The sequence below is a fragment of the Gordonia sp. HS-NH1 genome, assembly GCF_001418765.1.
In the GTDB taxonomy this organism is placed as follows: domain Bacteria; phylum Actinomycetota; class Actinomycetes; order Mycobacteriales; family Mycobacteriaceae; genus Gordonia.
Genome location: NZ_LIYC01000062.1, coordinates 1 through 13,582, shown reverse-complemented (window position 1 = coordinate 13,582; position 13,582 = coordinate 1). Strand labels below are relative to the sequence as shown.

14 protein-coding genes are annotated in these 13,582 nt (G+C 65.2%); 13 read left to right on the top strand and 1 reads right to left on the bottom strand.

All coding sequences use genetic code 11. From position 1 onward, the window contains the following. From AMD30_RS25585 to AMD30_RS23075, 12 genes are all read left to right on the top strand, one after another. On the top strand, positions 1-604 hold a 604-nt coding region (locus tag AMD30_RS25585; RefSeq protein WP_231632829.1), incomplete at its 5' end, for a GMC oxidoreductase. After that, positions 601-1,416 (top strand): MlaE family ABC transporter permease, encoded by an 816-nt coding sequence (locus tag AMD30_RS23125; RefSeq protein WP_005201333.1) that lies wholly within the window; start codon positions 601-603, stop codon positions 1,414-1,416. The genes AMD30_RS25585 and AMD30_RS23125, both read left to right, overlap by 4 nt. Before the next feature lie 57 nt (positions 1,417-1,473). Further along, on the top strand, positions 1,474-2,325 hold the full coding sequence (locus tag AMD30_RS23120; RefSeq protein WP_006369842.1) for an MlaE family ABC transporter permease: 852 nt from the start codon (positions 1,474-1,476) through the stop codon (positions 2,323-2,325). Continuing rightward, a complete protein-coding gene (locus AMD30_RS23115) occupies positions 2,322-3,488 on the top strand; it encodes an MCE family protein (RefSeq protein WP_005201337.1) in 1,167 nt (388 codons plus the stop codon). The genes AMD30_RS23120 and AMD30_RS23115 overlap by 4 nt, the downstream gene beginning before the upstream one ends. Further along, positions 3,485-4,525 carry an MCE family protein gene (locus AMD30_RS23110; protein WP_005201339.1) on the top strand — a complete coding sequence of 347 codons (1,041 nt, stop codon included), beginning with the start codon at positions 3,485-3,487 and terminating at the stop codon, positions 4,523-4,525. The genes AMD30_RS23115 and AMD30_RS23110 overlap by 4 nt, the downstream gene beginning before the upstream one ends. A 29-nt stretch (positions 4,526-4,554) precedes the next feature. Continuing rightward, positions 4,555-5,544 carry an MCE family protein gene (locus AMD30_RS23105; RefSeq protein WP_005201341.1) on the top strand — a complete coding sequence of 330 codons (990 nt, stop codon included), beginning with the start codon at positions 4,555-4,557 and terminating at the stop codon, positions 5,542-5,544. Continuing rightward, on the top strand, positions 5,541-6,659 hold the full coding sequence (locus AMD30_RS23100; protein ID WP_005201342.1) for an MCE family protein: 1,119 nt from the start codon (positions 5,541-5,543) through the stop codon (positions 6,657-6,659). Before AMD30_RS23105 ends, AMD30_RS23100 begins: the two co-directional genes overlap by 4 nt. Continuing rightward, a complete protein-coding gene (locus tag AMD30_RS23095) occupies positions 6,659-7,816 on the top strand; it encodes an MCE family protein (RefSeq protein ID WP_006369841.1) in 1,158 nt (385 codons plus the stop codon). The genes AMD30_RS23100 and AMD30_RS23095 overlap by 1 nt, the downstream gene beginning before the upstream one ends. Next, positions 7,813-9,231 (top strand): MCE family protein, encoded by a 1,419-nt coding sequence (locus tag AMD30_RS23090; protein ID WP_005201346.1) that lies wholly within the window; start codon positions 7,813-7,815, stop codon positions 9,229-9,231. The genes AMD30_RS23095 and AMD30_RS23090 overlap by 4 nt, the downstream gene beginning before the upstream one ends. After that, a complete protein-coding gene (locus AMD30_RS23085; RefSeq protein WP_005201349.1) occupies positions 9,207-9,785 on the top strand; it encodes a hypothetical protein in 579 nt (192 codons plus the stop codon). The genes AMD30_RS23090 and AMD30_RS23085 overlap by 25 nt, the downstream gene beginning before the upstream one ends. Positions 9,786-9,849: 64 nt before the next feature. Then, positions 9,850-10,509 carry a hypothetical protein gene (locus AMD30_RS23080; protein WP_005201351.1) on the top strand — a complete coding sequence of 220 codons (660 nt, stop codon included), beginning with the start codon at positions 9,850-9,852 and terminating at the stop codon, positions 10,507-10,509. A gap of 46 nt (positions 10,510-10,555) precedes the next feature. Further along, positions 10,556-12,268: an aldehyde dehydrogenase family protein gene (locus AMD30_RS23075; protein WP_006369840.1), complete on the top strand. Its 1,713-nt coding sequence runs from the start codon at positions 10,556-10,558 to the stop codon at positions 12,266-12,268. Between the two features lie 58 nt (positions 12,269-12,326). Here the strand turns inward: AMD30_RS23075 and AMD30_RS23070 are convergent, their stop codons facing one another. Then, entirely contained in the window at positions 12,327-12,587 is a 261-nt protein-coding gene (locus AMD30_RS23070; protein WP_010844852.1) for a hypothetical protein, read from the bottom strand. A gap of 450 nt (positions 12,588-13,037) precedes the next feature. Here AMD30_RS23070 and AMD30_RS23065 point away from each other — a divergent pair. Beyond that, the coding region (locus tag AMD30_RS23065; protein ID WP_005201356.1) for a cytochrome ubiquinol oxidase subunit I at positions 13,038-13,582 on the top strand (545 nt) is incomplete at its 3' end.

Genomic DNA, 13,582 nt, shown 5'->3' with positions numbered 1-13,582 from the left:
GAGCGAGCGGACCGTGATCGCACTGGTGATGCAAAACCTCGACAACTCGATCACCACTTTCACAAAGCGCGGTCTGTTCGGTCGCCGGCTCACCAGCAAGCAGGGGCACGGCGAGCCCAATCCCACCTGGATCCCCGCGGGCAACGAAGCCACGCGGCGCATCGCCGAGAAGATCGGCGGCACCTCCGCCGGAACGTGGGGCGAGGTGTTCAACGTGCCGATGACCGCACACTTCCTCGGCGGATGCGTGATCGGGGACGATGAGGACAACGGTGTGATCGACCCATATCACCGCGTGTACGGCTATCCGTCGCTGAGTGTGGTCGACGGTTCGGCCGTGTCCGCGAATCTGGGCGTCAACCCGTCGCTGACCATAGCTGCTCAGGCCGAGCGGGCCGCCGCGTTGTGGCCGAACAAGGGGGAGAAGGACCTTCGCCCGATCCAGGGTTCGGGTTATCGGCGCATCGAGCCCACCGAACCCCGGTCGCCGATCGTGCCGGTCTCGGCGCCTGGAGCGCTGCGACTGCCCATCATTCCTGTCCGTCGAGTGGCAGACGAGAAGATCTCGCGGGCCGCAACGCGTGAGAGCTCCGACGCCCGATGAGCGCACTCGCCCCCGAAACAGCGCTCCCGGAACGACGCCAATCGTCAACGCTCGCACCGGTTCTCAAGAAGGCGCGCCACGGTACCGAAATGGTCGGCGACTTCTTCCTCACCTTCTGGGGCATCGTCAAGATGCTCCCACGGCGTCCCTTCCAGTGGCGTGAGCTGGTGGCGCAGGCGTGGTTCATCGCGAGCGTATCGATTGTCCCGACCATGCTGATGTCGATCCCGTTCTGCGTCATGGTGGTGTTCCAGATCAACGTTCTGCTGAACGAGATCGGTGCGATCGACCTGTCCGGTGCGGGCGCGGGTGTGGCCGTCATCCGAGAGATCGGACCCATCGTCACGGTTCTCGTCGTCGCGGGCGCAGGTGCCACCGCGATCTGCGCCGATCTCGGTTCGCGCACCATCCGCGAAGAGATCGACGCCATGAAGGTGCTCGGTATCGACCCGATCCAGCGACTCGCAGTTCCGCGCGTGATCGCCTCCTGCGGCGTCGCGGTGTTCCTGAACGGCCTGGTGACCGCCATCGGCCTGGCCGGGGGATACGTGTACGGCGTCTTCCTCCAAGGTGCCACGCCGGGTCAATACATCACCGCGATCCCGATCCTCACCGGAATTCCCGACCTACTCATCAGCGAGCTCAAGGCCGGCATCTTCGGTCTGCTGGCCGCACTGGTGGCCTGCCATCTCGGCTTCAACGCGGGAGGCGGACCGAAGGGTGTCGGCGACGCCGTGAACCAGACCGTTGTCTTCAGCTTTGTGCTGCTGTTCCTCGCGAACGCGGTCATCACCACGCTCGCACTGCACTGAAGGCCTCGACATGACTGCGCGAACACAAGAGCAGGGACCACGTTGACATCGACTCAGATGCCCACCGAACCGTCGCGGCGACTGACCGACCGGTTGGACGCCGGGAAGGCGCTGAAGCCCGCCGAATCCTTCGGAGAGAAACTGGCGTTCTACGGGGTGGCGCTGCGGGCGGTACCCAAGGCGATGACCCACTATCGTCGCGAGACCTTGCGCCTGCTAGCTGAGGTGTCGCTCGGCGCAGGTGCACTCGCCATCATCGGCGGGACCGTCGTGATCATCGGATTCCTCACGGCTGCAGCCGGATACGAGGTCGGTCAACAGGGATCGAGTTCACTGGGGCGCGTCGGTGTGGAAGCGATGTCGGGCTTCATTTCCGCCTTCTTCAACACCCGCGAAGCGATCCCGGTCATTGCTGGCGTCGCACTCACGGCGACGGTGGGCTCCGGTTTCACTGCGCAACTCGGTGCCATGCGCGTGAGCGAGGAGATCGACGCGCTCGAGGTGATGTCGGTTCAGTCGCTGCCCTATCTGGTGTCGACGCGGATCGCGGCGGGACTCGCCGCTGTGGTGCCGCTGTACGCGATCGCCCTCTTCACCGGGTACGCCGCCACCAAGTTCGTGAGCGTGTTCCTGTCGGACCAGTCGCCGGGCACCTACGACCACTACTTCCGGCTGTTCTTGCAGCCCGGTGACATCGCGATCTCACTGTTGAAGGTGATCGTCATGGCGGTCGCCGTGATGGCGGTGCACTGCTACTACGGCTACAACGCCAGCGGTGGACCGGCCGGGGTCGGCGTCGCTGTCGGCCACGCCGTCCGCACGTCACTGATCATCATCATGATGGTCGACTTCATCGTCGGTATCGCCTTGTACGGCGGCGTCCACGCGACTGTGCGGGTGTCGGGATGATCGAACACTCACGCAGACAACACCTGCTGTACGCGTTCGTCGCCTTCGCCGTGGTGGTGGGCGTCGTCGTGGCTGCGCTGATGTCGTACAACGGCAGGTTCCAGGCCACCGGGTCCATCTACCTGAACGCCCCGCGCACGGGGCTGCTGCTGGTGCCTGGATCGGACGTCAAGCTGTACGGCGTAGTGATCGGTCGTGTCGCATCTGTCGACGTGTACGGCGATCACGCTCGCATCGAGCTGGCGGTGGAGGAAGACCAGCTCGGCGATCTGCCGACGAACGTCCGGGCGGAGATGGAGCCGACCACGCTCTTCGGCCGCAAGTACGTCGCGCTGACGATGCCGGAGCAGCCGGCGGCATCGACGTTGAGCGCCGGTGCCACCATCGACACCTCGCAAACGCCGGTCGAGGTCTACGACACTTTCGAGTTGCTTGTCGGAATTCTCGACCGTGTGGACCCGGCGCGGGTGAATGCAACCCTGACCGCTGTGCAGACCGGCACCGTCGATCGGGGCGAGAAGCTCGGCGAGCTGGTCGACTCGGTGAACACCTACCTCGCGACCTTCAACAAGTCACTGCCAACTCTGCAACGGGATCTCGAGCTCGGTGCGGACAATCTCGACACATTCGCCGGACTGTCACCGGACCTGATGGCCACCGTCCGTCACCTCACCACCACCTCGAAGACGATTGTGGAGAACCAGTCGCAGCTGACTGCGTTCCTGTTGAGCTTCACCGAGTTCGGGAACACCGGCAACCGGTTCATGACTAACGCGGGCACGCCACTGGTGAAGGCCGCCGACGCCCTGGCGCCGCCGGCGCAGGTGCTCGGAGACTACGGACCGATCTACCCGTGCTTCCTGGACGGACTGAACACGAGCCGCAAATATCTCGAGCGGGCGTTCGGCGGAGCGAGACCGGGCCTCGACATCGTCGGCACCCTGCTCATCGGCGACCCGCCATACCGACCGGGCATCGACGCGCCCGAACACACGGCAGGAACGGCGGGACCGAGCTGCTACGGCTACCCGCGCGCACCCGGCGAAAAGGGGCCGGGGCACGTCGACTTCGACGACGGCAGTCACGCGTACCGCGATGTGAAGTCGATCGAAGACGTCATCGGAAACCCGTTCGCCTCGATGATCTACGGAATGACGAAATGACAATCACCGGACCGGCCATCAAGCTGGGGATCTTTCTCGCTGTCAGCTCGCTGATCACCTCGGCTCTGTTCGTGATCGTCGGCGACCTGCGTTTCGGTCCGACAACGGTTTTCCGCGCTCAGTTCATGTCCGCATCCGGCCTGCGGACCGGCGACGACGTCAAGGTGGCCGGTGTGGTGGTCGGGAAGGTCACCGATGTGGACATCGTGGACTCCGGTGCGGCTGCGCAGACGGGTCTGGGAGCAGAGGTCCGTATGGACGTCGACTCCCACATCCCGGTGACGACCACCACCAACGCCTACATCAGGTACAAGAACCTGATCGGTGATCGGTACCTCGAGCTGAAGACCGACCCCGGAGACGTGGGTAGGAGGCGGTCAGCCGACAGCGTGATCCCGGTATCGCAGACCAAGCCGGCTCTCGACATGGATGCACTCGTCAACGGGTTCAAACCCCTACTGACCGGGGTGAATCCAGAGCAGACCAACAAGCTGTCCGCTGCGCTGGTCTCGGTACTCAACGGCCGCACAGCCGATATCAGCGATCTGATCACCCAAATGGGTGAACTCGGCGAAACCATCGCCGATCGCGACGCGACGATCGGATCGGTGGTCACCGATCTGAACACCGTGCTCGTAACGGTAGCGGATCGCCGGGAGGCCTTCGGCAGCGTCGTCGTCCAGTTGCAGGAGCTGGTCTCCGAGCTTGCCGGTGATCGCCGGCTGATCGCCGACGGCCTCACGAACATCGCGGGCGCGACCACCGAGCTCGACGAGCTGCTGTCCCGAGCCCGCCCCGATCTCACCTCCGACATCGAGCATCTGCGCGGTCTGGCCCAGAACCTGAACAGCAACACTTCAACGATCAACATGCTGCTCGCGAAGATGCCGGAGGCCTATCGGCTTCTGGGCAGGTCGTCGGGCTACGGCAGTTTTGTGAACTTCTTCGTGTGCGGCCTCGCGATCCGCTATCCGACGCTCGACGGCGGACATGCGGACACACCGATGGTCCAAGTCCCAGCTCGGCGCTGTAAGTGAGGGAGACAACCAGATGAGGTCAAAACATCATGAGATCTGACGACTCCCGCCGTCGAATCCGGGCCGGTCTAATCGGAATCGGCGCGATACTCGCGGTTCTCGCGCTCGCGTTCAACTACCGCTCGATTCCGTTCCTGCCCGGCGTGACCGTCGTGGTCGCCGAGTTCTCCGACGCCAGTGGCCTGAATCCCGACGACGAAGTGCACATCGCCGGCGTGGCCGCGGGGAGTGTGCAGTCGATCGAGCTCGCCGAGGACCACGTCGACGTGACGATGCGGCTCACCGACGGCTGGGAGAAGCTCGGTTCCGAGACCACGGCCTCGATCAAGGTCGAGACCGCGCTCGGGCGTCGCTTCGTCCAACTCACGACCGCCGGCCCCGGCGAGCTCGGCGACCGAATCCCGGTGTCGCGGACAAGTTCCGGCTTCGACCTCACCGAGTCACTCGACCAGCTCACCGAGACCGTCGGAGACACCGACAAGAAGAGCGTCGTCGACGCGGTCGAGAGCCTCGACAAGGTCATGAACGATCTCCCGTCCGACATCGGCGGCTCCCTGGAGAACGTCGCCGCTGCGGCACGGACGGTGTCGTCGCGCGATGCCGGAATCCGGACGCTTCTGCAGAAGGCCGATTCGGTTTCCGACGTGCTGGCCGAGCGAAAGGGCAACATCACCAGGCTCATCGACGACGGGTCGGTGCTGTTCGAGACCCTCGTCGATCGGGCCGAGGTGATCCGCAGGCTGCTCACCAGCCTGCGCGCAGTATCCACCGAGATAGAGACGTTCGTCCATGACACCGGATCGTCCACCCCACAGATGCTCGAGGAGGTCCGTCAGGTGACGGCCACGCTCAACGCCAACTACGCCAACCTCGAAAAGTCGATCAAGGGGATGCGCACATTCGTCATGCAATTCGCCGACGTCCTGGGCAGCGGACCGTTCTTCTCAGTACTGCTCCAGAACATCACGCCGGCCAATCTCCGCGGCCAGCAGCCGGGCAGTCCGGGAGGCGGGCGATGAGCACGTCATCAGCCGTCAACCGACTCGGCGGGCCCGCGGTCATCGCCCTCGTCATCGTCGCCATGGTGGCCGTGACCGCGGCGAAGGTATGGGAGAGCACGCACACCTCACGGGCCACAATCTGGTTCACGGACGGCACCGGGCTGTTCGTCGGCGATCCGGTCAAGATGCGCGGCGTCACCATCGGCACTGTCGAAGCAGTGGAGGCCACACCGGCGAAGGTTCGCGTCGAGGTCTCGTACGACGACTCGGCGTACGTGGACTCCGAGGCACGGGCGGCGATCGTGGCGCCGACCCTCGTCTCCGGTCGGTATGTTCAGTTCGTCAACCCGGTCAAGCGATCGCCGGCTGGTGCGCTGGAAGACGATGCCGTGGTGGAGGTCGGCCGGACCGCGGTCCCGGTCGGGTACGACGAGATCAAGAAGCAGGTGACCGACCTCGCGCACCAACTCGGACCTTCCACCGGCGATGAGAAGGGGGCGCTCAGCCGACTCATCGACACCTCGGCCGGTGCGCTCGACACCAGCGGCGGCTCACTCCGGAAGTCGGTCGATGCGCTCTCCGACGCGATGAGGACGCTCTCCGCGGCCGGCCCCGACCTGTTCAGCACAGTCCGCAATCTCCAGCAGGTCGTCACCGCGCTGCGCACCGCCGACCAGCAGATCGTCGGTTTCGCCTCGCAACTCGACGACGCGTCGGCCGTGCTCGACGACAATCGGACGCAACTCGATGCCGCGATCCGTGCCCTCAACTCGATGGCCCCACGCCTGCGCGACTACTTGAAGCAGAACCAGGGTGCGCTAAGCCGTGACGTCAAGGACCTCACCAGGGTGTCCCGACTGCTCGTCGACAGGCAGGACGATCTGGCTCAGATCCTGCACACGGCGCCGACCGCGCTGTCGAACCTCTACAACATCTACGACCCGGACTCGAACTCACTGACGGCCGGTCTCGCGGTGGCCGACTTCCCGGATCCGGTGTCGCTCATCTGTGCACTGCTGACAACCGTGGACGCTCCCAAGTCGGAATGCCAGAAGGCCGAGACCACCCTGACCCGGGTCATCACGTCCGAGATGGCACGCTCGACCGGTCGCCCCGAGGAGGGAGGACGCTGATGGGACACAAGCGCTTTCACGTCGGCGCGGGACTGATCGCGGCGGCCGTCGCGATGTCGACGGTGGCGGGCTGTCGGTTCGACGGCGCCAACTCGTTGTCACTGCCAGGCGACGCCGTCTCCGGTGACAGCTACAGCATCACCGTCCAGTTAGCCGACGTGCAGAACCTGGTGTCGAACTCCCTGGTCAAGCTCGACAACGCGAATGTCGGGCAGATCCGGTCCATCACAGTGCGCGAGTCGTTCGCCGAAGTGGACGTGGAGCTCTCCGAGGGAGTGGAGATCCCGAACGGTTCGACCGTGAAGCTGGCACAGACCTCGGTGCTGGGCGCGCAGTACCTGGAGTTCATTCCTCCCGCGGAGCAGACGCCGGGCAAGCTGTTGCCCGGCGACACACTCGATGTCAACAGCTCCGCAGCCTATCCGTCGACCGAGTCGGTGCTGGCGGCCTTGTCGCTGATCCTCAACGGCAGTGGCCTCGAACAGCTCCGGTCGATCATGACCGAGCTCAACGACGCCACCGATGGCCGCACAGCCGCTGCCAACCGAGCGATATCTCAACTCAAGACCTTCGTCTCCGGACTACACAAGCAACGTGATGACATCGGCCGCGCCATCGATTCGCTCGGCAAGCTCAGCGCCACGCTGGCCGATCAGAGTTCGACCGTGGCGGAGGGCATCGACAACCTGGAACCCGCCCTGACCGTGCTGGCGGACCAACGCGAGGAGCTGGTCACGATGCTCGATCGCGTAGGAGTGTTCGGCGCAAAGGTGGGCAGCGTGATCGCACGCAGCAACGCCGATCTGAACTCCATTGCCGCGGAACTCCGTCCCGCACTGAAGGGGCTCGAGGAGTCCGGCGACGACCTGGTCGGCTCGCTCATCGTCGGGCTCACCGTTCCGTTCCCGGTGACCGTCATCGACAAGGGAATGAAGGGTGACTACCAGAACCTCTTCCTGACCCTCGACCTGTCGGTGGGCGCCATACGCGACAAGGTGCTCGGCAGTATTCCCAAGGTGGCCCTGGCCAGGATGGCGACCTCGCGGCAAGCCGCGGACCCACTCCGCGCTCCATTCGGACTGCGCACCCCCACAACGGATCACAGCCCATCGAAAAAGACCTCACCGCAGCCCGCCGGGATGGGGGGCCCCCGATGAAACTCACCAGACTGGTGCGATGGCAGCTCGTCGTATTCGCTGTCCTCACCGTGGTCAGCGTAGTCTACGGGACTGTCACCTACGTCGGCATCGGTCGGGTCACCGGCATCGGATCGTATCGCGTGGTCGCCGAGTTCGACACCGCCGGCGGCATTTACGAGACCGGACTGGTGACCTATCGAGGTGTAACCGTGGGACGGGTGGATTCGGTAGACGTCGATCTGGCCGACTTGTCGGCGCCGGTTCGCATCACCCTGCGCATCGATTCGGACAACACGATCCCGCGAAACAGTGCGGCGCACATCAGGAGTCAGTCTGCGGTCGGGGAACAATACGTGGATCTGATTCCCCGCGACAACGGCGGGCCCGCGCTGACGGACGGAGACGTGTTGTCGGCCAAGGGCAATGAGGCGCCCACGCCCACCAAAGACGTCCTGGAGAGGACCATGAACCTCGTTGCGACGATCTCGCCCCAGAATCTGGAGACGACCGTCGACGAGGTGTCCGACGGGCTAGGACAGACCGGTGATCGCCTGGCTCGGTTGATCGACGCATCACAGCGGCTGCTCGAGTTGGCGCAGATCGATATCGGCCCCACCACCCGGCTGATCGACGACGCCGAACCGCTGTTGACCACTGGCAACCGGGTGGCCGCCGACCTGACCTCTGCGGTGGCGAACCTCGCGTCGTTCACCGATCAGCTCGCGCTGAGCGATGAACACTTGCGGACTCTGCTGACCCAGACCCCGTCGGCAGCCGACCAGGTGTCGGCCACCCTGACCGAGCTGACGCCTACGCTGCCGACGCTGCTCGCCGACCTCCAGTCCGTGGGACAGGTGCTGCGCGTCAACGTCCCCAACCTCCGGCACATCCTGACCGTCTATCCGGCGTTCACGTCGGGAACCCTGAACTCGGTCGACGGCTACGCGCTCGGCCAGAGTCCGCAGGCTCCACTCGACATCAAGCTCGGAAACACGCTGAACCCGCCCCCGTGCACCGAGGGATATGGCGGCAGCCGACGTCGTGACGCATCGGACATGCGGACTGTGCCGGTGGTTCCGGACCAGTACTGCGACGCGCGCCCCGACAACCCGAAGGTGGCGCGTGGCGCCCGGAACGTCCCGTGCGCGACCGACCCCCGCGTGAGGACTCCCTTAGTGGCCGATTGCCCCGGGGGACTTCCGTCCACGTGGCCGGAGATGTTGTCGCGTCCGCACTCTATGGGCGACGCCGGCGGTGACCCAGGGGCGAAGAGGGTGCCGAAGCGCTTACGTACAGCGTCGAAGCCGGTGCCGTATTCGGAGACCACCGGAAGGTTCCGAGGGCCCGACGGGGTGACGTACTTCGTGGGAACACCCACCAACTCAGCTTCGGCGAAAGGAAAGGCGACATGGCAGTCGTTACTGATCAAGTAGAGGCCACCGGTCCGGAAGTCGACGACGACGCGGTCGGCCCGGAGAGCGCCGGCGAAGGGGCGGGCACTGCTCCACTCCGGTCCGTGGTCACCGTGTGGGCGCTGGTGGCGGCCCTCGTGGCGGTGCTCGCGCTGCTCGGCGTGAAGGGCACCGATCTCTATCAGGCCAAGCAGGACGAGAAGCGGAACTCTGAGGTACTCGACGTCACCCGCGAGGTGGTCGCCGGACTCGTCAGCCTCGACTACCGCCGGTCGAAGGCCGACCTGGATCGGATCAAGTCCGTCGCCACCGGATCCTTTCAGCAGCAGTTTGAACAGCTGGCGACGTCGTTCGAGCAGGTCCTTTCCTCCGGCGAGGTCCTCTCGACTGGATCGGTCAAGGAGGCGGGGATCATCACCGCCGACGACGACGCCGCGCAGGTCCTGGCCGCGGTCAGCTCGATCGTCAAGAACACCGAGGCACCCGACGGGCAGCAACGCGTCTATCGGATGAAGGTGGATCTGACGGCCGCCGACCATGCGTGGAAGGTCAGCAACGTGGAGTTCGTGTCATGAACGCGGGGAGCGCGGACCAAGAGGCGTCGACCGACGCGAAGGCGGCAGAACCGAGGAGGAAGCCATGAACAAGGTTGTGGAGCAAGATATCTCATCCGAGTTCGCCGAGGCGGAGGTGGATCGCGACGTCGACACCGACGCGGCGCCTACCGACGGCGCCGAGAAGCAGGACAAGGTGCGCGGCGGTCATGTCAAACGACTCGGCCCCGTCGTTGTGAGCTGGCCCGCCAGACTTTCGACAAAGGCGCGTAACGGGTTGGTCAGGGTGCTGGCGGCACTCGTGATCGCCGGCGCCGGTGGACTCGGCTACGTGTGGTTCGCGACGAGCGCGGCGACGACGGAGGCATCGGCGGGGCAGTCCGCGCTTGCATCGGCACGTACCGACATCCCCAAACTGCTCAGTTATGACTACCGAACAGTCGACACCGCGCTGCCCGAAGCTGCCGAGACCATGCTGACCGGCAGGTTCCTCGACGAATACACCCAACTGGGCGAATCAGTTATTCAACCTGCTGCCAAGAAGGAGCAGATCGTCACGAACGCCGAGGTGGTCGACGCCGCACTCGTCGCGTCGGACGCCGATCACGCAACCGTCCTGCTCTTCGTCAACCAGACGACGTCCAAGAAGGACGCTGAGGGGCCGCGACTCGACGGCAGCCGCATTCGCGTCCAGATGGCCAAGGACGGCGATCGCTGGAAGATCTCCGAATTCACACCGGTGTAGCCGCGGAAACCCTGAGCCATCCACACCACACCATGGAGAACAACTCATGACTCTCACCACCGATTTCACCACAGTCGCGGAGCTCGACAGTGCGCTGCTACGACTCAGCGCAGGCGAGCGCCGGTGGGCAGACCTCCCGCTGACCCGGCGCGCCGACCTTCTGCAACAGGTGGCGCACCAGGCGGCCGAGCAGGCATCGGATTGGGTTGAGGCCGCGTGCCGTGCGAAGCGGATCTCGCCCTCATCGCCGCTCGCAGGCGAAGAATGGCTGTCGGGGCCGTACCCGGTCATCACGAACGCTGCCACGCTGGCCCGTTCTCTGCGCGACCTGAGCTGCGGCGACAGTCCCATCGCCCACGTACCGACTTCCGTCGCTCCCGGCGGTCGTGTTGCGCTCGACGTCTTTCCCCATCAGATCTGGGATCGGCTACTGCTGTCGGGCGTCTCGGCCAAGGTCTGGCTGAAGCCGGGGGTGAGTGTCACCCAGGCGCGGTCGGCGGCGGGATTGGCGCAACTCGACCCCGCGACGACGCACGGCATGTCAGTCGTCCTCGGCGCCGGCAACATCACCTCGATCGCCGTGCTGGACACCCTGTACGAGCTGATCGCGCACAATCGCGTCGTGATCCTCAAACTGAACCCCGTCTTGGGCGAGATGTTCGACGCGATCAACGCCGTCCTGCGACCCCTGTCCGAGCGCGGCTTCGTGGAGGTCGTCAGGGGCGGTGTCGAGGTCGGCTCGTATCTCGTCGATCACCCGAATGTGGCGCATGTCCACATCACCGGAAGCTCGGCAAGTCACGACGCCATCGTCTTCGGCACCGGCCCGGAAGGCGAGGCCCGTCGCCGGGCCGGCGTACCGAAGCTCGGCAAGACCATCACCAGTGAACTCGGCGGCGTATCACCCACCGTCGTCGTCCCCACCGGGTGGTCGGCCAAGGACATCCGTTTCCAGGCGGAGCACCTGGCCACCCAGCGTCTGCACAACGGCGGCTACAACTGCATCGCCGCCCAGGTTGCCGTGATCCCGTCCGAGTGGTCCAAGAAAGGGGAGTTCCTCCGGGAACTCCGCGACCAGATCGACAAGGCTCCCGCGCGGCCAGCCTATTACCCCGGAAGCGACCAACGGGTCGCCGCGGCAGCCGACCGGCACGCCACGGCCAACGCACGCGAGAACGGCCGGCTGCTGATCGAGGGGCTCTCACCGGACCAGGTGGCCGAGGCCTTCACCGTGGAGTACTTCTCGCCCGTGCTGGCCGTCGTGGAGATCCCCGGAGACGGGATTGCCTACCTCCGGGCAGCGAGCCGCTTCGTCAATGAGCGGCTCGAGGGCACTCTCGGCGCCAACGTCTTGGTGCACCCGAGATACCGCCGCAAGCTCGGTCGAGAGTTCGAGTGGTTCGTGGAATCGCTCCGCTACGGCACGATTGCGATCAACGCGTGGACGGGGGTCGGTTATCTCACCGCAGCAGCACCATGGGGCGGCTTTCCCGGTGCGACCCTCGTCGATGTCGAGAGCGGAATCGGATTGGTACACAACGCATCACTGGTGGACGACACAGAGCGCACGGTCGTGACCGGCCCGTTCCGCCCGCTGAGCCGATCTCTGATCACCGGCCAGCTGTCGATCACGCCGAAGCCGGCGTGGTTCGTCAGGAACACGCATGCGCACCATGTAGGCCGAAAGATGGTTGCATTCGCGGCAGATCCGAAGGCCACCCGGCTGCCGTCGCTCTTTGCGTCCGCCTTACGCGGCTGACGCACCGCGCGCAGCGAGGTGCCCCGTCACGAAGCGTACGGGGTGTGGTGCGTCCACCTCAGGCCGGCTCGAGCGCCCGCTTGGCCTTCTCCAACGCGGCGAGCGTGCGCAACACGGAGTCGCGCTTCGCGGTCAGGTCGGACACCTTGGCCTTGCCACTCAAGCCGCCATCCTTCTGCGCGACCTGCAGACGTTCCTCGATCTCGGTGAGCTGCGCCAGGAGGCTCTGCGCCCGGCTCATGAGCTCGGCGCGGTCGGGTCGTGAGACGTTCGCCGGCCCGGCGACGCCGGACCTGACATTCTGCGGCTTGGTGGCCACCGCCTTCCCGCCTGCCTTCGTGGGCAGTCGTCGTCGCGGTTCGACGCTTCGCCGCCGGGAAGCAGCAGGGGGAGTCTGCGTGCGCGTCTGGTTGAGCACCGTCCGCGCCTCTCGCCGCGGAACTCCGCGATTTCGTCGGTGGACGAGCACCACACGCAAACACTCGAAGTGGTTTCGGTCACGAACGCATCGGCAGCAGCGGGATTCACGGGGAAAAGAGTACGAAACAAAGTTTTTCACCCGGAAATCGGGTTTCCGGTACACCGTATCCCGCCGCTGACTTGACCCGCCGGACCGTCCCCGACGCGCTGTTCATCGTCGTCGAGCAACTCGGACCCACCCTCGTCGTTGCGGACACGAGCTCGAGCCGGCGGCGGGGCAGTGGCGTTTACCGGCCACCCCCGGCGGGAACCTCATCTGCGTGCGATTACCTTCGGTACAGATGACGACGTGTCGGGCTGGAACAACCGGCCCTGCTCGACGGTGACGACCGTGTACCTGGCCGAGGCATTGCTGGTTGTGGCGGAGGGTCAGCAACCTCCGGGTCTGATGCCGGCCCGGCAGCAGATGGCGGTGTCCCTGGGCTGGCACATCGTCCTTGCGTGTTTCGGGGTGGCGTTCCCGACGATGATCTTCGTGATGCGCCGTCGCGGCATCGTGCGCGACGGCCCTGTCGCAATGGGACTGGCCCGACGGTGGGCCAAGGTGTCGGCAGTGCTGTTCGCGATCGGCGCGGTCTCGGGCACGATCCTCAGCTTCGAGATGGGTCTGCTGTGGCCCGGTTTGATGGGCCGGTTCGGTGACGTGCTGGGATTGCCATTCGCGTTCGAAGGGCTGTCGTTCTTCGTCGAGGCGATCTTCCTCGGGATCTACCTCTACGGCTGGGACCGCATGCCGCCTCGACGCCATCTGCTGATGCTGATTCCGATGGGCATCGCCGGGGTCGTCGGGACGTTCTGCGTGGTCTCGGTCAATGAGGTTCCCCCCGAACCGTA